The 20,171-nt window shown below is 73.8% G+C and carries 19 protein-coding genes; 9 read left to right on the forward strand and 10 right to left on the reverse strand.

Annotated features, from left to right (window positions below; translation table 11 throughout):
* Positions 1-3: 3 nt before the first annotated feature.
* Positions 4-819, reverse strand: a complete 816-nt coding sequence (locus BLV02_RS27250; protein ID WP_069112397.1) for an SDR family oxidoreductase — start codon at positions 817-819, stop codon at positions 4-6.
* Positions 820-893: 74 nt separating this feature from the next.
* Between BLV02_RS27250 and BLV02_RS27255 the strand changes: the two genes are divergently transcribed.
* Complete coding sequence (locus BLV02_RS27255) at positions 894-1,415, forward strand: NUDIX domain-containing protein (RefSeq protein WP_216094307.1); 522 nt, start codon at positions 894-896, stop codon at positions 1,413-1,415.
* 342 nt (positions 1,416-1,757) lie between these two features.
* On the opposite strand, the gene BLV02_RS27260 is transcribed toward BLV02_RS27255, so the two are convergent.
* Positions 1,758-3,071, reverse strand: coding sequence for a phytase (locus tag BLV02_RS27260; protein WP_069112399.1), 1,314 nt, complete (start codon positions 3,069-3,071; stop codon positions 1,758-1,760).
* An 86-nt stretch (positions 3,072-3,157) separates the two neighbouring features.
* Between BLV02_RS27260 and BLV02_RS27265 the strand changes: the two genes are divergently transcribed.
* Positions 3,158-3,907 carry a YaaA family protein gene (locus BLV02_RS27265; protein ID WP_069112651.1) on the forward strand — a complete coding sequence of 250 codons (750 nt, stop codon included), beginning with the start codon at positions 3,158-3,160 and terminating at the stop codon, positions 3,905-3,907.
* Here the strand turns inward: BLV02_RS27265 and BLV02_RS27270 are convergent.
* Positions 3,900-4,853 carry an acetylxylan esterase gene (locus BLV02_RS27270; RefSeq protein ID WP_069112400.1) on the reverse strand — a complete coding sequence of 318 codons (954 nt, stop codon included), beginning with the start codon at positions 4,851-4,853 and terminating at the stop codon, positions 3,900-3,902. The two genes, BLV02_RS27265 and BLV02_RS27270, sit on opposite strands and share 8 nt — an antisense overlap.
* A gap of 11 nt (positions 4,854-4,864) precedes the next feature.
* Positions 4,865-5,332, reverse strand: a complete 468-nt coding sequence (locus tag BLV02_RS27275; protein WP_069112401.1) for a hypothetical protein — start codon at positions 5,330-5,332, stop codon at positions 4,865-4,867.
* 80 nt (positions 5,333-5,412) lie between these two features.
* On the opposite strand from BLV02_RS27275, the gene BLV02_RS27280 reads away from it, so the two are divergent.
* Positions 5,413-6,054: a TetR/AcrR family transcriptional regulator C-terminal domain-containing protein gene (locus BLV02_RS27280; RefSeq protein WP_069112402.1), complete on the forward strand. Its 642-nt coding sequence runs from the start codon at positions 5,413-5,415 to the stop codon at positions 6,052-6,054.
* Here the strand turns inward: BLV02_RS27280 and BLV02_RS27285 are convergent.
* Both BLV02_RS27285 and BLV02_RS27290 read right to left on the reverse strand, forming a co-directional pair.
* A complete protein-coding gene (locus tag BLV02_RS27285) occupies positions 6,033-7,526 on the reverse strand; it encodes a sulfatase-like hydrolase/transferase (RefSeq protein WP_069112652.1) in 1,494 nt (497 codons plus the stop codon). The two genes, BLV02_RS27280 and BLV02_RS27285, sit on opposite strands and share 22 nt — an antisense overlap.
* Positions 7,523-10,849: a lamin tail domain-containing protein gene (locus BLV02_RS27290; protein WP_171906780.1), complete on the reverse strand. Its 3,327-nt coding sequence runs from the start codon at positions 10,847-10,849 to the stop codon at positions 7,523-7,525. Before BLV02_RS27290 ends, BLV02_RS27285 begins: the two co-directional genes overlap by 4 nt.
* Before the next feature lie 124 nt (positions 10,850-10,973).
* Between BLV02_RS27290 and BLV02_RS27295 the strand changes: the two genes are divergently transcribed.
* The 3 genes from BLV02_RS27295 to BLV02_RS27305 are packed head-to-tail and all read left to right on the forward strand — an operon-like array spanning position 10,974 to position 14,409.
* Positions 10,974-11,726 carry a histidine phosphatase family protein gene (locus BLV02_RS27295; protein WP_171906781.1) on the forward strand — a complete coding sequence of 251 codons (753 nt, stop codon included), beginning with the start codon at positions 10,974-10,976 and terminating at the stop codon, positions 11,724-11,726.
* On the forward strand, positions 11,723-12,871 hold the full coding sequence (locus tag BLV02_RS36770; protein ID WP_069112405.1) for an endonuclease/exonuclease/phosphatase family protein: 1,149 nt from the start codon (positions 11,723-11,725) through the stop codon (positions 12,869-12,871). Before BLV02_RS27295 ends, BLV02_RS36770 begins: the two co-directional genes overlap by 4 nt.
* Positions 12,868-14,409: an ABC transporter substrate-binding protein gene (locus tag BLV02_RS27305; protein ID WP_069112406.1), complete on the forward strand. Its 1,542-nt coding sequence runs from the start codon at positions 12,868-12,870 to the stop codon at positions 14,407-14,409. Before BLV02_RS36770 ends, BLV02_RS27305 begins: the two co-directional genes overlap by 4 nt.
* 221 nt (positions 14,410-14,630) lie before the next feature.
* Here the strand turns inward: BLV02_RS27305 and BLV02_RS27310 are convergent, their stop codons facing one another.
* From BLV02_RS27310 to BLV02_RS27325, 4 genes are all read right to left on the reverse strand, one after another.
* Positions 14,631-14,858, reverse strand: coding sequence for an FAD-dependent oxidoreductase (locus BLV02_RS27310; protein WP_074946712.1), 228 nt, complete (start codon positions 14,856-14,858; stop codon positions 14,631-14,633).
* Positions 14,859-14,925: 67 nt separating this feature from the next.
* Positions 14,926-15,963: a LacI family DNA-binding transcriptional regulator gene (locus BLV02_RS27315; RefSeq protein WP_069112408.1), complete on the reverse strand. Its 1,038-nt coding sequence runs from the start codon at positions 15,961-15,963 to the stop codon at positions 14,926-14,928.
* Between the two features lie 37 nt (positions 15,964-16,000).
* Positions 16,001-16,336 carry a hypothetical protein gene (locus tag BLV02_RS27320; RefSeq protein ID WP_069112409.1) on the reverse strand — a complete coding sequence of 112 codons (336 nt, stop codon included), beginning with the start codon at positions 16,334-16,336 and terminating at the stop codon, positions 16,001-16,003.
* A 7-nt stretch (positions 16,337-16,343) separates the two neighbouring features.
* A complete protein-coding gene (locus BLV02_RS27325; protein WP_069112410.1) occupies positions 16,344-17,285 on the reverse strand; it encodes a DUF6772 family protein in 942 nt (313 codons plus the stop codon).
* Positions 17,286-17,569: 284 nt separating this feature from the next.
* Here BLV02_RS27325 and BLV02_RS27330 point away from each other — a divergent pair, with 284 nt between their 5' ends.
* From BLV02_RS27330 to BLV02_RS27340, 3 genes are read left to right on the forward strand one after another with little or no spacing between them, the layout of a single operon-like run.
* The gene (locus BLV02_RS27330) at positions 17,570-18,337 is read left to right on the forward strand and encodes an IclR family transcriptional regulator (RefSeq protein WP_069112411.1); all 768 of its coding nucleotides are present in this window, start codon (positions 17,570-17,572) and stop codon (positions 18,335-18,337) included.
* Positions 18,337-19,260 (forward strand): nickel ABC transporter permease, encoded by a 924-nt coding sequence (nikB, locus tag BLV02_RS27335; protein WP_069112412.1) that lies wholly within the window; start codon positions 18,337-18,339, stop codon positions 19,258-19,260. The genes BLV02_RS27330 and nikB overlap by 1 nt, the downstream gene beginning before the upstream one ends.
* Before the next feature lie 3 nt (positions 19,261-19,263).
* Complete coding sequence (locus tag BLV02_RS27340; RefSeq protein ID WP_069112413.1) at positions 19,264-20,169, forward strand: ABC transporter permease; 906 nt, start codon at positions 19,264-19,266, stop codon at positions 20,167-20,169.
* The last annotated feature ends 2 nt before the right edge of the window (positions 20,170-20,171 follow it).

Genomic DNA, 20,171 nt, shown 5'->3' on the forward strand with positions numbered 1-20,171 from the left:
AACCTAGCTGCCGAAGGCCGCCCGGTTGGCGGCGACCCACTGCGCGAACGTCCGCGCCGGGCGCCCGGTCACCTGCTCGACCGTCGGCAGCACGGTGTAGCCGGCCTCCGGCGGGTTCGTCCGCATCATCAGGAAGAACTCGACGTCGTCGTCGGAGAAGCCCTGCGCGCGCCACTGCCCGACGATCTGGTCGCGGGTCAGCTCCTCGAACCGGATCGGTCGGCCGAGCACCTCGGCGATCACCGCGACCTTCTCCGGCGCGGTCAGCGCCTCCGGACCGGTGAGCCAGTACTCCTGCCCGGCGTGGCCGTCGCCCGTCAGCGCCGCCGCCGCGACGGCCGCGATGTCGGCGTCGTGCACCATGGCGCTCGGGATGTCGGGGAACCCGTCGCGGACGACGCCCTCGGCGCGGATGGACTCGGCCCATTCGAGCGCGTTCGACATGAACTCGACCGGCGCGAGGTAGGTCCAGTCGAGGCCGCTCGCCTCGATGGCCCGCTCCAGGTCGGTCTTCTCCGGGTCGCCCTTGAGCAGCGTGACGCGGCGTACGCCCTTGCGCGCGGCGATCTCGACGGTCTCCTCGCCGGCGAAGGCGACCAGGTGGACCGCGTCCATGCCCCCGCACGCGACGTCGAGGCTGCGCGCGTCCTCCAGGTTCCCCGCGACGACGTCGGTGGCGGCCGGCAGGGCGGCCCGCTCCGGGTCGCGGGTCAGGGCCCGGACCCGATGCCCGGCGTCGAGCAACTGCTCGACCAGTGGCCGTCCGACGTTGCCGGTGGCGCCGGTGACCAGGACGGAGGTGGGTGCGTTGTTCGTCATGCCCCGACGCTAGGACGCCTTCCGGTCACTTCCCGGCCGCAATGTCGCTGGGCGGCGACTGGGATCCTGGTTCCGTGACGGGCTTCGACGATGACGTACGCGCCGAGGGCGAGCCGGAGCGAGAGTTCCACGCCGGTGTCGCCGCGCGGCTGCCGCGCAAGTCGGTCTCCGGCGGCGCGCTGGTGCGCGACACGGCCGGGCTGGTGCTGTTGCTGCGGCCGACCTACAAGCCGACGCTGGAGATCCCCGGCGGCGTGGCCGAGGCCGGCGAGTCGCCGCTGGCGGCCTGCCGGCGTGAGGTCAAGGAGGAACTGGGACTGGCGCTGCCGATCGGCCGCGCGCTGGTCGTCGACTGGATCCCGGTGCACGGGCCGTGGCCGGACCAGCTCGCGTTCGTGTTCGACGGCGGCGTGCTGGACGCCGCGACGGTCGCCCGGATGGTGCCCGACCCCGTCGAGGTGGCCGGCGTCGAGTTCCTGACCCTGGCCGCTGCGACCGACCGCCTGCGCCCGTCGATGGCCCGCCGGCTGGCCGCCGCGGTGGTGGCGGCTGAGGCCGGGGAGACGGTGTACGCCGAGTTCGGCCGCCCCGTGTGACGGCCGCTGGGTATGGCGGCCAGTCGCGTGTGGCGGCCTGCTGGGTGCGGCGGTGTGCCGGGCGGGAGGCCCGCTGGGTGTGACGTCCGCCGGGTGCGATGGCCCGCCCGGCTGGGAGGGCACCCACCCTACGGGCGGGCACCGACAACGTCGGCTTCGCGCGACGCGCCGGTCGCCGCGTGTGACAGCAGGTCGGGTGCGGGGCCTGCTGGGTGTGGCGCGTGTGACGTCCGCCGGGTGCGATGGCCCGCCCGGCTGGGAGGGCACCCACCCTACGGGCGGGCTCCGACAACGTCGGCTTCGCGCGACACGCCGGCCCTCGCGCGACGCGCCGGGCGCCCGTCAGCGCAGGCGCGGGTCGTTGCCGGCGGCGGTGCTGACCTGCAGGCCGAGCGCGTCGGCGATCCGGCCCCAGTCGACGTAGGAGAAGCTGGTGGCGTCGCGGTCCGGGTCGACGCCGGGGCCGGTCTCGGGCTCGTCGTGGGTGACCAGCAGGCCCTCGCGGTAGTCGCCGACGACGCGGTTGGTGACGGCCAGTCCGTCCGAGCCGTTGACGTCGTCGACACCGTCGCCCGCGATGCGGAAGGTGCCGAGCGAGCGGTTGCGGCCCTGCGTCGAGTAGACGGCGAACCGGTCGTCGCCCTGGCTGGAGACGATGACGTAGCCGACCCGCCCGCGTGCGTAGTACACGTCCACGCCCTCGGCGTCGGCGACCAGGTTCGGCCCGCCGAGACCGGGCTGCGCCGGGTCGGCCGGCACGCACTCCTCGGTCTCCTCGTCGTACACGTCGTCGATGCCGAAGTCGGCGACCGTGTCGATCAGCCGCGGCCCGCCGGGGCCCAGCGGCAGCGGGATCCGCCACAGCCCGACGTCTTCCTGGGTCGCGTACAGCACGCCGGTGCGCTGGTCGACGGCGACGCCCTCCAGTTGCGGGGCGACGCCGGGCTCCTCGCACGGGATCCAGGTGCGGCCGCCGGGGAGCGGGAACCGGTCCGGCAGGTCCAGGTGCTCGACCTCGGTGTAGCCGACCGTGCCGTCGCGGCGCGGCGTGACGCGGGCCGTCGCGATCGTCGTCGTGCCCTCCTGCGTCACGACGGCGTAGGTCTCGCCGGTGCCGGGCTGCCAGACCGCGACGCCGTAGGCCGTCTGCTCGTCGTCGACGGCGACACGATCCGGGTTGAACAGGAACTCCTGCTCCGGCGCGGTGACCTCCCGCAGCGGCGTCATGGCGCCCGACCCGGCCGGGTCGATGGTGAAGAAGCGCAGCTGGTCGTTGTACCGGTCCGACACCACCGCGACGTCGGCCGTGCGGCCGCCGACGCGGACGCCGTAGGCGATGTCGACGTTGTTGTACCGCCCGTCGACGCCGTCGGCGCGCGGCGCGGGTGTCGCCGGCAGCGACTGCAGCTCGCGCGACGCCAGGTCGTACACCCGCAGCCCGCCCTCCTTCGCCGTCACGACGACGATCGAGCGGCGGGAGTCGCCCGGGTGCACCCAGATCGCCGGGTCGTCGCCCGACGCGTTCCCGCCCTCATCGTCGTCGTACAGCACCGGCGTCTCGTTGTCGGTGGTCACCGTCGCGGGCGGAGCGCCGGCGGCGGGCAGCGCGAGCGTGAGGGCGAGCGGGACGGCGGCGAGGACGGCGGATCGGCGCATGACCGGGAGCCTGCTCCCGCAACGTTGCCGCCCGCGTGGCCGGCGGGCGAACGGTCGGCGAACGCTGCCGGGCCTACGCTGGAGCCGTGCTGATCGTGCTGCCTCCGTCGGAGACGCAGGCCCGGCCGGCCCGGGGCCGCGGCCTCGACCTCGCGCGGCTCTCGTTCCCGGAGCTGACCGAGGCCCGTGTCCGGGTGCTCGACGGCATGGTGGCGACGAGCGCGCGGCCCGACGCGATGCGGAGGCTGGAGGCGCCGGCCGGGGCGGCGGCCGAGGTGGCCCGCAACGTGGAGGTGCGGACGGCGCCCGCGGTGGCGGCGGCGCGGCTGTACCAGGGCGTGCTCTACGACGCGTTCGATCCGGCGACGTTGGAGGCGGCGGCGCTGCGCCGGGCCGGGCGCCGGGTGGTCATCGTGTCGTCGCTGCTGGGTGCGGTGCGGCTGGGCGACCGCGTGCCCGCGCACCGGCTGCCGATCTGCGCGCAGCTCGACGGCCTGGAGGAGGCGCCGGGGCTGGAGGCGTACTGGCGGGCCCGGCTCGGCCCGGTGCTGACGGCCGCCGCCGGCGCCGGGGTGGTCGTCGACCTGCGGTCGAGCAGTTACGCGCCGCTCTGGCGGCCCGGGCCGGAGCTGGCCGATCGCTGGGTGGTGCTGCGGGTGCCCGGGTCGCCGCACGGCGCGAAGGCCACCCGCGGCCGGGTTGCGCGGCTGCTGTGCGCCGAGCCCACGGCGCCCGGCGACGCGCCCGCGCTGGCCGCCGTCGTCGGCGCGGCGTTCGACGTGGACCTGCGCCCGCCCGACCGCGACCGCCGGCCCTGGGTGCTCGAGGTCAACTGAGCAGGAACGTGCGCAGCGCGGCGCCGCGGCGCTCGTCCTCGGCGTCCTGGCCCGGGTACTCGGCGTGCCCGGCGGGCAGCACGACGAGCTCCTTCTCGCCCGGGATCGCGTTGTGGACGGCGAACTGGCCGGGCGGCGGGACGGACGGATCCCACAGCGCCGGTACGACCAGCATCGGGATGCGCAGCCGCCGCGCCGCCGTCGCCGCGTCGAAGTAGCGCAGCACCTCGCGCACCTCCGGATGCCGGGCGACGTGCAGCCGGACCGCCTCGCCGCTGCCGGTGCACGGCATGGTGAGGCGCAGGTCGTGGTGGCCGAAGCTGGGCACCGTCAGCGCGCCGCGGTCGAACCGTTCGTCCCACGGCAGCGCCAGCGCGCCGATGCCGCCACCGAAACTGCCCCCGGCGTACGCGACCCGCGACGGCGGCGACGGCAGCAGCGCGAGCAGCGCCGACGCCGCGCACCAGACGTCGGCGACGCAGCCGCCGTGCACGTAGGTCGCGGCCGACTCGATGCCGTGCAGCACGTGCTCGCCGCTGACGGACGGGATGCCCGGGACCAGCCCGCGCTCCGGCAGTCCGCGCGACGCGGCGAACAGGACGGCGGTGCCGGGGAGGTCGAGGCCAGGATCGGGCTGCGCGCGGCCGCCGTACCCGTGCCCGACGACGACGGCGCGCTCCACGTCGCCGGGCGGCAGCCACAGCCAGCCGCCCAGCCGCACTCCGTCCAGCGAGGTGAACTCGACGTCGTGCCAGCCGGGCTCGGCAGCCGGGCGGACGACCGGCGCGGTGTCGACCGCCAATGCACGCGCGTACAACGACGTCCAGAACTCGGCGAACCCGGGCGGCTCGTCCGGCGCGCCGACCGCGAGCAGCGCGTCGAGGTCGTAGCCGTAGGTCGCGTCGAAGGCGTCCGGACCGAACCAGTCGTCATAGGGCAGCGTCACGATCCGCGACGTTAGCGAACGCCGCGCTCGCGGAACCACACGGCCAGGACGGCGGTGAGGCCGGGCAGGGCGAGCAGCACCAGGATCGTGCTGCCCAGCCAGAGCGGGACGTACTGCTCGTAGGGGTCGCCGCCGGCGCCGGCGATGGTGGCGAGCGTGCTCATGCCCAGCACGAACATCGTGGTGACGGTGGCCCGTACGGCGCGGTCGCGCCGCACCGCCCACAGCGAGACCAGCCATCCGGCCAGCCCCAGCACGCCGACGATCAACAGGGCGACGACGATCGCGTTGCGGTCCTTGGTCACCTCGCTCGCGTCCCACTGGGGGTAGGCGGACTCGACGTTTCCCTCGACCGAGCCGAACACCCACAGGTCGAGCAGCGGCAGCAGCAGGCACACCACCTGCAGGCCGACGCCGATCTGCAGCGCCTGCACCGTGCTCCTCCAGCGGCTCGTGCGCACCTCGTTCCCCACCGACATGGCCGATCTCCGATCTCTTACGGTGTATGACTTGCTGACGATGCTAGTCTTACGCCGTAAGTGATGCAAGGAGGGCAGCCGTGGGCCGGTCGCGAGTGCAGGGCAAGCACGCGGGCCTGACCAGAGACCAGGTGCTCCGAGCCGCCGTCCGGCTGGCCGACCGCGACGGCGTCGAGGCGCTGTCCATGCGCAAGCTGGCCCGCGAGCTCGACGTCGAGGCGATGACGCTCTACCACCACGTCCGCAACAAGCAGGGCCTCGAGGACGCCATCGTCGAGTACGTGCTGGCCGAGTCGCTGCGCCCGCCGCCTGAGCCGGCCGGCTGGCAGGAGGTCGTCGCCGGGCACGCCGCCGACCTGCACAGGGGCCTCACCCAGCATCCCGGCGCCGTGCTGCTGTTCGCGACGCGGACCGCGGTCACGCCGCGGACGCTGGCCATCCTGGAGCAGTCGCTGCGCGTGCTCCGCGACGCCGGGTTCGCCCCGCGGACGGCGCTGCACCTCATCTACGCGGTCGCGGGCGCCGTCGTCGGCCAGCACCTCGCCTACGCCGGCGAACAGGCGCAGCCGGCCGTCGACGCCCCTGCCGTCGGCGACGACCACCCCGTCCTCGCCGCCGCGCTCGCCGACGGCCCCGTCACGATGGAATCGCGCCTCGACTTCACCCTGACCACCCTGATCGCGGGCTTCGAGGCCCTGCGTCAGGGCGGCGGGTCGCGGTAGGCGGCGTCCAGCTGCTTGCGGGCCTCGAACGGGTGGAACGCCTCCTCGCCGGGACGGCCGACCGGCCGCAGCTGGCCCCGTCCGGTCACCGCCTGCACCCGGCCGTCGCGGCGAGGATCGGCGTAGCGGTCGAACCACCGTTCGAGCAGCGTCCGCAGTTCGGCGGCCCGGGCCCGGCGGTCCGGCTCGCCGCGGTCCAGCACGCGCTCGTCGGCGAGCAGATTGATCCGCTCGTCAGGGTCGCGCACGAGGTCGTACAGCTCGTGCGGCCCGTACGGGTAGCGGTGGACGTACTTGGTGTTGCGGGTGCGGATCATCCGGGTCGGGCCGAACTCGTCGTACACGACGACGGGCCGGTCGGCGCCCGCGGGCCGGCCGGTCAGCTCGGCGGCGAAGCTGTGCCCCGGCAGCCCGGACGGCATCCGCTCGGCCAGCCTGGCGACCTCCAGCAGCGTCGGCAGCAGGTCGTACCCGCTGAGCATGGCGTCGACCTCGCCCACCGGGACGCGGCCGGGCATCGACGCGATCATCGGCACCTTCACCGACGAGTCGTACATGTTCTGCGGGAACGTCGCGTTGCCCTTGCCCCAGATGCCGTGGTGGCCGCAGTTGAAGCCGTTGTCGCTGGTGACGAGCAGCAGCGTGCGCTCCTCCAGGCCCAGCGCGCGCAGCTCGGCGACGATCCGGCCGACGCCTTGGTCGAGGGCGGTGACGGCGGCGAAGTAGCCCTGCAGGTGGTCGCGGACGGTGACGGGGCCGCGCGCGGGGTCGGCGTTCTGCTCGGTGTTGTCCAGCTCGATCGGATGCTGCTCGATCCACGGGTGCCGGGTCTCCTGCGGGCAGCTCTCGAAGGCGCAGTCCGCGTAGGAGTCGACGAGGTCGGGCGGGTGCTGGTCGACCCACGGGCTGTGCGGCGCGGTGTAGTTCACGTTGAGCAGGAACGGCGACCCGTCGCCCGCCCGCGCGCGGAGGAAGCCGGTGGCGTCGTCGGTGATGACGTCGGTGAGGTAGCCCTCCGTGTCGACCCGGCGCCCGTCGCGGTACATGACGGCGTCGTGGTAGCGGCCGCCGCCGCTGGGGTGGACGAACCAGTGCTGGTAGCCCTGCTGCGGGACGGGGCTGTCGCCGAGGTGCCACTTGCCGCTGATGCCGCATGTGTACCCGGCGTCGGCGAGCAGCCGCGGATAGCTGGTCAGACCGTCCAGGTAGCCGATGCCCGGCTCGTCGTGGCCGTTGCCGCCGCGGATCCAGTCGTGCACGCCGTGCGCGGACGGGATGCGGCCGGTCAGCAGCGAGGCTCGGGACGGCGAGCAGACCGGCGACGTGCAGTAGAACTCGGTGAACCGGGTGCCGCCGCGGGCGAGCGCGTCGATGTGCGGCGTGCGGATCTCGGCGTTCCCGTAACAGCCCACCGCCCAGATCGCCAGGTCGTCGGCCGTGACGACGACGAGGTTCGGCCGGTCGCCGCTCATCGGCCGGCCGTCGCGAAGTTGGACAGCGGCGACCGCGCCGACCGGCCGGCGGCGTCGGCCGCCTCGGCGAACCACACGTACCGGCGTCCGGCGGCCAGCCCGGCCCAGGCCAGCTCGGCCGTCGCGCCGTCGACGGCGGGCACCGTGCCCAGCCCGTCCAGCGACGCCAGCGCGAACCCGGTGGTCTCGACCCGCTTGTCGTAGACGTCGCCGATGTCGGCGGGGACGACGAACTCGTCCGCCTCGTCGCCGTAGGGGCCGGCCACGTAGTACTCGCCGGCGTTGTGCTCGTCGCGCGACGGCGAGTACGTGTTGACCGACATCGTCTTGCTGTCGAGGTCGAACTGCAGCAGCCGCAGGAAGCCGGTGTCCTGCAGCCCGTCTGCCTGGTAGCCCTGGTAGTTGGTCAGCAACTCGGTCACGACGCGGCCGTCGTCCTCGTGCCTGACGGCCTGGGCCACGCCGTTGACGTGGCCGCTGAGCACGAGGAACACGTTGTCGTACGGACGCACCACCTGCTGCCAGATCCGCTCGCCCAGCGACGTCCAGCGGTCGTTCTCCGGCGTGGTGGGTACGGCGTCGCGGTTGAGGTACTCGTGCGTCGTGACGATCACGTTGTGCTCCGGGTGGGCGGCGACGACGGACGCGGCCCAGTCCAGCGTCTCGTCGCGGTCCGGGTACGCCACGAAGCCGATGTTGAGCACGAGGAACGGCGCGCCGTCGATCTCCAGCGTGTCGTAGTGGCTGACGTTGTCGCCGGGCCGCCAGGAGCCGCCGTACCACGGGCTGCCGGCGAACCGTTCCGGCGGGAAGTACTCGTTGAACAGGCCGGAGTCGCGGCCCCACTTGTTGTCGTGGTTGCCCGGCAGGATGCCGTACGGCATGCCGGCATCCTCCAGCACGCCCATGAGGTCCGACGCGAACCCCCACTCGTCGCGGGCCCGGCCTTCCAGGTGCGTGCCCCACATCCAGTTCTGCACGATGTCGCCGACGTGCGCGGTGTACTCGATCTTGCGCGCCTCGGCGTTGCGCACCAGCCAGGACACCTGGTCGGCGTGGACGTCGCGGAACTGCTCGGTGAGCTGCTGCGGGTCAGGCAGCACGCCGATGGCGAAGTCGTAGTCGGCCGGGTCCTCGAAGGAGCGGTCGGCGGCGCCGGTGAACGCGGGCCGGGTCGCCGGGCCGTCCTGGACGAGGACGCTGACGCGGCGGCCGCGGACCGCCGTCGCGGCGTCGACCGTGCCGGTCAGGGTGACCGACCCGGTGCCGGCGTCCAGCAGCTCCCAGGCGCCCGACAGGTGGTTCCAGACGTAGAGCTGCAGCTCGCTGGCGCCGGTCGACCGGCCGGTCCACACGACGTCGAACGTGGCGGGCGCGTCGTCGGCGACCGTCAGCTCGAACCGCTGGTACGGGAAGCCCTCGGTCGCCTCGGTGACCAGCGGCTCGGTGTCCTCTCCGCGGACGAGGCCGGCGGCGCGGTGCCGCTCCTCGCCGGGCAGCGTCCGCTCCGACGGCGGCGCCGCCGGGCTGACGCCGGTGAACACGGCGGCGGCGTTCTCGAGCACGGGCAGCCGCGGGCCGCCGCGGAACGTCAGATCGGCGGAGTCGCCGGCGGTGTGCCCGGCCCGCGCCGACAGGACGGCGTCGCCGGCCACGTCGTCCGCCCCGTCGGACGGCGTCAGCGGCGCCGGCGGCAGCGGCCGCGGCGACGGGGCGACATCGGCGGGTTCCAGCTCCTCGGCCGGGATGTCCGCCGGGTCGTGCAGGTCGGCGGGGATCGCGCCGGGCGACGCCGGCGCCCGGACGAAGTCGGCGACGTTGTCGCCGGTGTCCCGCAACCGCTGGTGCGTCTCGCCGGACGCGAGGTCGAGGAACGGCACCAGCGAGACGCCGTCGGTGCACGGGCTGTAGAGCGCGAAGTACGCGCCGGCGCGGTCGACCAGGCGTCCGTCCGCGTCGTGCACGGAGAACCCGTAGCCGTCCTCGTCCGGCGGCGTGGCGGTGAGCGGGACGACGTGCGTGCCGCCCGGCGTGAGCGCGACGCCGTCGAGGACCGTCACGGGTTCCAGCGCCCGGCGCCCGTTCGCCAGGCAGCGGTCGACGGTCCAGCCGGTGAGGTCGGCGGGCTGGTCGCCGTCGTTGACCAGCTCGACGAACGGGGCGGCGGGGTCGTGCGAGAACTCGCTGACGCGGATGCCGTCGGCCCGGTTCTCTTCCGGGCCGGGGGCCGTGACGGCGAAGTCGGCGGCGTTGTCGCCGGTGTCCGCGACGCGCCGGTAGGTCTGGCCGGACCGGTAGTCCAGCCGGTCCGGCAGCGCCGTGCCCTGCGTGCAGGCGCTGTCGACGGCCGGCTCGTGGACGGCGTCGGACTCGTACACGCCGACGGCGTCGACCACCGTGCCCGCGGCGTCTTCCACCAGCACGCCGAACCCGTCCTCGGCCAGCGCCGGGTCCGCGTACCGCAGGACGGCGCCGTCGTCCGGCACGTTCGCGGACGCGTGCGCCACCAGCAGCCGCTCGCCGGGCGGCAGCGTCGTCCCGGGCGGGACCTGCGCGAGCACCCCCGCGGTCTGCCGCGCCCCGAGCGTCGTGCACACCGAGAGCCGCCAGCCGCCGACGTCGACGGCGTCGTCCCCGGTGTTGGTCAGCGTCACGAACTCGTCGGCGTCGCCGCCGGGGCCGCCGTTCGCCAGCTCGCCGACCAGCACCTCGCCGCGCCGGACGCCGGGGTCCGGCCGCTCGGCGTTGGCGGCGCCCGGCGTGCGCGCGGCCCGGACGAAGTCGGCGCCGACGTCGCCGGTGGCGCTCACCCGCTGGTAGGACTGGCCGCGGGCGAAGTCCAGGGTGCTCGGCACCGGCGGGCCGCAGATGCTGTCGCGCGACGCCGGCGACACCGCGATCCGGTCGACCAGCCGCGCGTCGCCGTCCTCCAGCCACACGCCCATCGCGTCGTCGGCCAGCGACGTGCCGAACACCGCGTCCGCCGTCGCGGCCAGGCTGGACGAGCGGTGCGCCAGCAGGAACGTCTGGCCGGGCGCCAGCGTCACCCCGGCCAGCGCGGGCACCAGCGGGCTGGCGCCGCGGCTGCCGCTGGCGCCGCAGTGGTAGACGCGCCAGGAGTCGAGGTCGGCGGGCGCGTCGCCGTAGTTCGTCAGCTCGATGAAGGCGTCGTCGGCGCCGCCCGGGCCGCCGGCGGCGACCTCGCTGACGAGGACGTCCGCGACGGCGTCGGCCGACCTCGCCGCGGGCGCCGCCACGACGGCGCTCGCGGCGACGATGGCCGTGGTGAGCAGGGCCGCCGCTCGGCGGGTGGATCGCACCATGATCGTCACCTCTCGTGTGCTCCGGCGCCGGCCACCCTGCTGCTCGGCGGGCCGCTCGGGCAACGCGGTTGCACAGGGCGGAACCGCGTTGCCCGGCCGCGGCGGGGTGCCCGACCCTGAGCCGGTGAACGCGAGATGGCAGGTCGACGAGCCGGCAGTGGACGGCGCCCGCCGGGTGCGTCTGGTGCTGATCCGGCATGGCGAATCGACGTGGAACGCGGAGGGCCGCATCCAGGGGCAGCTCGGGCCGGGGCTGTCCGGCCGCGGCCGCGACCAGGCGGCGACGGTGGCGCGGTGGCTGCGCGACCACCACCCGCGGGTCGGCGCCGTGGCCGTCAGCGACCTCCCGCGGGTCACCGAGACCGCCGCCGCCTACCTCGACCTCGCCCCGTCCGCCGTCGTCACCGACCCACGGCTGCGCGAGATCGACAACGGCGACTGGAGCGGCCGCACCACCGCCGAGGTGGCGGCCGCATATCCCGAGCAGATCGCCGCGATCCGCCGCGGCGAGGACCTCCCGCGCGGCGGCGGCGAGACCTTCGCCCAGTTGACCGCCCGGGTCGACGACGCACTGCGGGAGCTGGCCGGTCGGCTCGTCGCCGAGCCGGTCGCGCTGGTCTTCACCCACGGCGGGCCGATCCGGGTCGCCGTCGCCGCGGCCCTGGGGCTGCCGGCCGGCGGCCACGCCCTGCTCGAGCCGCCCGGCAACTGCTCGGTGACCGAGCTGTCCGTGCTGGTCGGCCCGGACGGGACGACGCTTGCGCGGCGGCTGGCCGGCTACAACCACGATCCACTCGGCCGGGCCGAGCCGAGCACCGCGCTCGCCGAACCGACCGCCGCGGACGACGACGTCGCGGCCGCGAGGAGGACCGCGTGACCACGTTCGTGTCGATGACCTACAACCTCTGGGGCGGCCACCACCTGGACGCGCGGGTGCCGGCGCTGCGCTCGCTGTTCGAGGTCCGCCCGCCCGACCTGCTGTCCGTCCAGGAGCTGACGCCGCGCCTGCGTGAGCTCATCGACGCCGCCCTGCCCGGTCACCGCCGGGTGGACGACCCGTTCCCCGGCTGGGGCACGCAGAGCAACCTCTGGTGGCGCGACGACCTGTTCACGCTGGAGGAGCACGGCGCCGAGGACGTCGGCATCAGGGCCGAGCACGCGCGGCTGTTCTGGGCGCGGCTACGCGCTCGGCCCTCCGGCGGAGGCGACGCGGCGTCCGGCCGGAGCGACGCGGCGCCTGGCCCGAGCGACGCGGCGCCCGGGCGGAGCGACGCGGCGCCCGGGCGGAGCAACGCGGCGCCCGGTCTGAGCGGCGTCGCGTTCGGCGCCAGTGACACCCCGCCCGGCCGGGAGGGCCCCCACCCTACGGGCGGGCACCGACAGACTCGCTCGCTCGGCGATACCGACGCGGCGTCCGGCCGGAGCGACGCGGCGCCTGGCCCGAGCGACGCAGCGCCCGGGCGGAGCAACGCGGCGCCCGGTCTGAGCGACGTCGCGTTGGGCGCCAGTGACACCCCGCCCGGCCGGGAGGGCCCCCACCCTACGGGCGGGCACCGACAGACTCGCTCGTTCGTCTACGCCACGGCGCACCTGACCTGGCCCGGTCACCCGCAGGAGCGCGCCGACGACGTGAGCCCGCGGGTCGGGCAGGCCCGCAACATCGTGGCGGCGCTGGACCGGCTGGCCGGCGACGGCCCGTGCCTGTTCACCGCGGACGTCAACGACTACGCGCGGCCGCTGTGGGTGCTGCGCGAGGCCGGCTTCGCCGACGCGTTCGCGGCGCTGGGCCGCAGCTCGCCGATCACCCACCCGGTCGTGCCGCTGCCGGGCGAAGGCCAAGGTCAACGCCCCGGCTGGGCCGCTCCGGAGCCGGTGGCCAAGGCGATCGACTGGCAGTTCCACCGCGGTCCGCTGCGGCCGCGCTGCGCCGAGGTCGTCGAGTTCTTCCACGAGGGCGTCGCGCCCTCCGACCACAAGCCCGTGGTCGTCACCTACACATTGCCTGACAAGGAGAAGCCATGATGCGCAGCCGGGCACACCGTCCGCTGGCACTGGGCCTCGCGGCCGTCCTGGCCGTGGCCCTCGCCGCCTGCGGAGGGGACGACGACGAGAGCGCGGCCGGGGGTGGTGAGCAGGTGCTCCGCGTCGCGCCGAGCGTGGCGCCGGTCTCGCTGGACCCGCACGGCGAGCAGTCCGCCGAGGAGGGCGTCCAGGAGATCGTCCAGCACCTGCTCGACCCGCTGGTCCGCCTGGAGGACGGCGAGTTCGTCCCGGTCCTGGCCGAGTCGTGGGAGAACCCCGACGACCTGACCTGGGTGTTCCACCTGCGCGACGACGTCACGTTCCACGACGGGACCCCGCTCACCGCGGCCGATGTCAAGGCGTCGGCGGAGCGGCTGATCGAGCTGAACGGGCCGCTCGCGCCGCTGTGGGCGGGCGTCGCGGCGGTCGAGGCGGCCGACGAGCACACCGTGACGATCCGGACGGCGCAGCCGCTGGGCACCGTGATCAGCACGGTCTCGCTGCTGTTCGTCGGCCCGGCCGATCGCATCGGCGCGGCGGACTTCTGGCGGGCGCCGGTGGGCTCGGGGCCGTTCGTGTTCGACGAGTTCCTGCCCGACGAGCGGGTCGTGATGACCGCGAACGAGGACTACTGGGGCGGCGCGCCGGAGCTGGACCGGCTGGAGTTCACCTACATCCCGGAGATCTCCGCCCGCCTGACCGCGCTGGAGACCGGCGAGGTCGACCTCACGACGGGCGTGCCGCCGGACCAGGCGCCGTCGATCCAGGACAACGAGGACATCGTCTTCGAGACATCGCCCAGCTACACGTACTACTTCATGTGGTTCAACTCCGGCCGCGAGCCGTTCACCGACCCGCGGGTGCGGCAGGCGATGTGGCACGCCGTCGACGTCGAGACCATCGTGGCCGACCTGTTCGGCGACGCCGCGACGGTCGCGCGCGGCCCGATCCCGCAGGACGTCTTCGGCGCCAGCGAGCAGCAGCCGTACGAGTACGACCCGGAGCTGGCCCGGCAGCTGCTCGCCGAGGCCGGCTACCCCGACGGCTTCAGCACGACGCTGCAGTGGCCGCGCGAGTCCGGCGCGAACATCCGCTCGCTGGCGCAGACGCTGATGTCGCACTGGGCCGAAGTGGGCATCACGGTCGAGCCGCTGGAGAAGGAACGGGCCCAGTGGATCGACGACCTCAACGCGCTGAGCTGGGACCTGAACCTGCAGACGAACAGCGTCGGCACCGGTGACGCCGACTACACGCTCGGCCGGCTGTACACCTGCGAGGCGAACCGCAACGGATTCTGCAGCGAGGAGCTGGACCAGTTGCTGCTGGCGGCGAAGTCGGCGCTGGACCCGGAGGAGCGCGCCACGTTGTACGAGCAGGCCGCGACGCTGATCTGGGAGCAGGCGGTCGGCATCTTCCCGATGGACCTCGGCAACAACGTCGCGTACCGCGACCGCGTCGAGGGGTTCGAGATGCCGGCCAACGGCCGGGCCCGCTTCCACGAGGTGTCGGTCACCGGCGAGGCCGCCGAGGTGTACTAGACCAGCCACCTTGGTGGCGACCAGCACTGGCGATGGCGGGTGGTTTGGTGGCGCTCTGGCACCACCAAACCACCCGCCATCGAAGGAGCGATCGCACCGCACACTCATCCAGCGGCGACCGGACGGTCCGGGGTGGGCGCGACCGGGGGTCGCGCAGAAGTTCCAGAACGTGTTCGGCGCCAGCCAGCGTGAAGCGCCGGACGGGGCGCCGTGGTTCTCCTTTACGTCACGACCCACCGGCGGGTGAGCTGCATCGCGGGGCCACGCAGCGCGGCCGCCGAGCCAGTGCGCAGGCCGGACGATCCGATCCGGGCGAAGGAGCCCGCCGTGACGCCGGCGTTGGGCTGCCCGGCGTCGACGAGGGTCGCGCCGCCACCGGCCCGCGCGGCGTGAGAAGCCACCGAGGCGCCGACGATGCCGGCGCCGACGACCACCAGATCGCTGCTCATCCGCGACGCGGTAGCGCCGCGCCGGCGGCTGGTCGCACGGGCTTCGGCGGCCTGCCGGCGGGTCCGTTCACGTGGAGGCGCGGACGACCAGCTCGGGCGTCAGCCGCTGCTTGCGCGGCGCGGCGTCGGCGCCGTCGCGCAGGCGGCGCAGCAGCAGGTCGACGGCGGTCTCGCCGATGCGGCGGGCCGGCAGGTGCACCGTCGTCAGCGGCGGGTCCATATAGGCCGCGTACGGGTGGTCGCCGTAGCCGACGATGGCGAGGTCGCCCGGCGCGCGCAGCCCGCGCTCGGCCAGCGCGCGGTACAGCCCGAGCGCGAAGAAGTCGTTGCCGGCCACGACGGCGTCGGGCCGGTCGTCGCCGGCGACCAGCTCGCGGGCCAGCCGGTACGCCTCGGCCGGCTGCCACGGCAGGACGGCGGAGTCGTGCCGGCGGGTCGGCACCGAGATGACGTCGGCGTCGGAGCTGGGCAGGCCGGCGTCGGCCATGGCCCGGTGGAAGCCGGCGATGCGCCCGGCGATGGTGGTGATCGGGAGGTCCTCCTCGAGCACCTGGATGCGCCGGGCGCCGGACGCGATCAGGTGCCTGGTGGACTCGTAGGCGCCGTGCTCGTTGTCGATGCCGACGAAGTCGCAGCCCAGCTCGGGCACGTCGCGGTTGGCGAACACGATCGGCACGCCGGCCGCCTGCACCCGCGTCCAGTGCGCGGTCTCGCCCTGCACGGGCACGACGATGGCGCCGTCGACGGCCGAGCGCAGCAGCGACTCCGCCGCTCGCCGCTCGTTCTCGACGCTCTCGTCGGTGACCATGAGCAGCAGCGAGTAGCCGCGCCCGCGCCCGTGCGGCTCGATGCCGTTGATCAGCTGGGCGTAGAACGGGTTCGACGGGTTGGTGATGACCAGCCCGATGGTCATGGCCGAGCCGAGCACGAGCGAGCGGGCGTGCGTGTTGGGCACGTAGCCGATGCGCTCGGCCTCGGCCATGATGCGCTCGCGAGTGTGCTCACTGACGCTGTCCTTGCCGCCCAGCGCCCGGGAGACGGTGTTGACCGACACGCCCAGGGCGGTGGCGATGTCGCGCAGCCGCGCCCTGCGGGTGTCGGTCACCGTGTCCTCGTTCTCGTGTTGCCGGCCACAGCGGGTCTCAGCTCTTGGCCGCCAGGTACACGCGCAGCTTAACCTCGGCGTCGTCGCCGCGGACGCGTCCGCGCAGACGCAGCCAGTGGCCGAACTCGCGCACCGTCCAGCTGGTCAGGCCCGGCCCGGCCGTGGCGTGTGGCGCCTCTTCATGGTCGCACCAGGTGATGCCGTCGGGTGAGACCTGCGTGACGACGTCCAGCTCGGCCGGGCCGCCGGCGGCCGACAGCACCTGGACGAACCAGCGCGCCTCGGACGCCCACGCGACCTCGTACGGCTCGGTCGCGAAGTCGCCCCGCACCGTCGTGTTCCGCTCGAGTACAGCGGTCAGCGATTGCCGCATCGTGTGCCTACCAATCCACCGAGACGAGAACGGAGTCCAGGTACAGGAAATTGCGCACCGACGAATGCGTGCGCACACTGAAATAGAAGTTCAGCAGATTCTCCAACGACTCGTACCGGTCTTCGTAGATCGGTACCGGGACATCGCTCATGTCCATCACCCGGTCGTTGATCTGCAATTCCACGTTCTTGCGTGCGGCGGTGTCGACGACCCACCGCAGATAATGCCAGTTCACCTTCGTCGGGACCTCGTTGTAGCAGAGCTCCTGGGGCTCGCCGAACGGGTGCCAGTCGTCCGGGTTCGGCGCCGTGAAATCGGCCGCGTAGCCCAGCTTCACCTTGCCCTCGAGGTGCTCGCGCGGCGTCGGCTCGGGCACCCCCGGGTACATCCACTGCCGGGTCAGCCGGTGCTGGTGGTCGGTGTTCTGGTACCGCGCGACGGTGTGGTAGCGGACGCCGCCGTCGCCGCACAGGTCGGTGGCCACCGTCAGCGCGCCGAACTGGGCCTCCGACGGGTGCAGGTTGCCGTCCCAGGCGACCTCGCCGAACGTGTCGTTGGCGGGGTCGGAACCCAGTGTGGCCTCGGCCTTGAAGGTGAAGTACGTCTCCAGCTGCACCCGGCCGCGGCCGCTCATCGTCAGGCGCCTGATGGCGACGGCGGTGTGCCCCGGATACGGCCGCGTGGCCAGCTTCAGGGCGTACGTGCCGCCGAGCGTCCCGTGGGTGCCGATGTCGAAGAAGTTGCACGCGCTCAGCTGCGGCGGGCGGAAGTCGCGCATGTGGTCGTCGACGGTGTCGAGGTTGCCGTTGCCGTCGTAGTTGCCGAGCAGTTCGCACCAGCCGTGGGTGCCGGAGTCGAAGTCGTCGTGGGCGAGGATGCGGCCGAGCGGATTGAATTTCGACAGGCGCGGATCGGCCGCCACGAGGGCCCTCCTGAACTGGCCGGTCATGTCGCCTGCAGTATCGACGGACAAAGTCGCCTCCTCGCGAATGGGGGCCGCTTCACAGATGAATTCCAGCGGCCCGCGCCGGTTCGGACGTTAACGTTCACGGAACAACGGTGTCAAGGCGCGTTGCACCCCTCGCAACCCGACTGACCAGCGCGTTCACCCATTCGCTGAGCGGACTCTTGACACCGTTCTCGGCCGTCCTCTAGCGTCGCCCATGAACGCTACCGTTAACGTTAATGTAGCGCCGCCGAACCACCCGACGAGTGCACAGGGGTGAGTGATCGATGAAGTCGCTGAGCCGCGCCCTCGAAGTCCTGACCGAGCTGAGCCGGCACGGCCACCCGCGCACGCTGACCGACATCACCAACGCCGTCGGGCTGCACAAGAGCACCGTCCACCGGATGCTCGCGACCTTCGTCGAGTTCGGCCTGGTCCGCCGCGACGAGGCCAACCGGTACGTCGTCGGCCTGGGCGCGCTCGACCTCGCGCGGGCCGCCCGCGGCGACGCCGGGCCCGACTCCGTCGTCCACCCGGCGCTGAGCGCGCTGCACGAGAGCACCGGCCAGGCGGTCAGCTACGGCCGGCCCCGCGGCGGGCACCTGGTGCGGACGGCGACCGCCGGCCAGCCCGCGGCCGACCCCGGGGCGCCGCTGCCGATGCACGCGACGGCGCTGGGCAAGGCCTACCTCGCGCACCGCCCGCGGGTCGAGGTCGACCGGTTCGTGGCGCGGGCGCCGTTCCCGCGGCTCACCGCCTGCACCGTCACCGACGCGTACGGCCTGCTCAGGTCCCTGGCCCGGGCGCGGACCTGCGGCTACGCCGTCGAGGATCGCGAGTACGCCGAGACCGGCCGGGCCGTCGCGGCCCCGGTGCTCGACCACGACGGGCTGGCGGTGGCCGCCGTCGCCGTCCGGGTCCCGTCGCGGGTCCGGCACCCGGCCGAGCTGCGCGGCCTGGCCGCCGCCGTCACGGCGTGCGCCGACCGTATCGGCGCCGGCCTGCTGGACGAGGCGCCCCCGATGACCGTCCTGGCGCACGCGCAGGGCGCCTGATGCCGGCCTACCTCGCACGCCGGCTGCTGTTCTCCGTCTTCGTGTTGTGGGGTGCTGTCTCGGTCATCTTCGTGGTGCTGCGGCTGGTGCCCGGCGACCCCGCGACCGTGCTGCTCGGGCCCGACGCGACCGCCGACCAGATCGCCCAGCTGCGCGACCGGATGGGCCTGGACGAGTCACTGATCGTCCAGTACGGCAGCTACCTGCGCGATGTCGTCAGGCTGGACTTCGGCGACTCGTTCCGGATGAACGTCGACGCCATGGACCTCGTGCTGTCGCGGCTGCCGAACACCGCCGAGCTGGCGATCGCCGCGCTCACGCTGTCGGTGCTCATCGGCTTCCCGCTCGGCGTCCTCGCGGCGCTGCGCGCGAACACGCTGACCGACCGCGTCATCTCGGTGCTGTCGCTGGTGGGGCAGTCGACGCCGGCGTTCTGGGTCGGCATCGTCTTCATCCTGGTGTTCGCCCGGACGCTGGACGTGCTGCCCAGCGGCGGCACCGGCGGCTGGCAGCACCTGGTGCTCCCGGCGGTCACGCTGGCGCTGCCGTTCCTGGCCATCCTGGTCCGGCTGACCCGCAGCGGGCTGCTCGAGGTCATCCACGAGGGCTACGTGCAGACGGCGCGCGCGAAGGGCCTGCGCGAGACCGTGGTGATCTTCCCGCACGCCGCCCGCAACGCGCTGATCCCGGTGGTGACCGTGGTCGGCCTGCAGTTCGGCCAGCTGCTCGGCGGCACCGTCATCGTCGAGACGGTGTTCGCCTGGCCCGGCGTCGGGCGGCTGCTGGTCGACGCCATCTCGCACCGCGACTACGGCGTCGTCCAGGCCGCGGTGCTGTTCATCGCCGCGGTGTTCGTGCTGGTCAACCTGTTCGTCGACGTCCTGTACGGCTACCTCGACCCCCGCGTGCGATTGGCCGGGTGACCCATGACCGACACACTGACCGACCTCGGCACCCCGGCGGCCGCCCCCGTCCCCGAACCGGCCGCCCGCTCCCGGCGCAAGCCCGGTTCGGGGCGCATCCGGTTCGCGAGCGCCGTCATCGCCCTCTACGTGCTCGCGGCGGTGTTCGGGCCGTGGCTGGTCGGCTACGACCCGGTCGCGACGAGCACCGGCGACCGGCTGCTGCCGCCGGGCTCGCGCACCGAGGACGGCTCGCTGGCGATCTTCGGCACCGACCAGGTGGGCCAGGACCTGCTCGCGCAGGTGTTCCAGGGCGCGCGCATCTCCATCGCGGTCGGCGTCGCGACGCTGCTGCTGGCCGGGCTGATCGGCGTCACCGTCGGCGTCGTGGCCGGGTGGTACGGACGGTGGCTGGACGGCGCGCTGATGCGGCTGGCCGACGTCCAGCTGACGTTCCCGTCCATCCTGCTGGCGATCTTCATCGCCGCGCTGCTCGGGCCGAGCGTGGTGAACGTCGTCATCGTCCTGGCCATCTCGAACTGGGTGACGTTCGCGCGGGTGGCCCGCAGCCAGGTGCTGGTCACGAAGAACCGCGACTTCGTCGACGCGACCCGGACGCTGGGCGCGCGGTCGTGGCACCTGGTGCGGCACTGCGTGCTGCCGGCCTGCGCGGCGCCGGTGCTGGTGGTCGCGACGGTGGAGATCGGGCACGTCATCCTGGCCGAGGCGTCGCTGAGCTTCCTCGGCCTCGGCACCCCGTCGAGCTCGCCCAGCTGGGGCGTCACCATCGCGAACGGGCGCAACTACCTGGGCGACGCGTGGTGGATCTCGACCATCCCCGGTATCTGCCTGGCGCTGCTGGTCGTGTCGTTCGGCCTGCTCGGCGACGCGCTGCGGGACCGGTTCGACCCGAAGCTGAAGAACCTGTGAGG

The organism is Jiangella alba, assembly GCF_900106035.1.
Classification (GTDB): Bacteria; Actinomycetota; Actinomycetes; order Jiangellales; family Jiangellaceae; genus Jiangella; species Jiangella alba.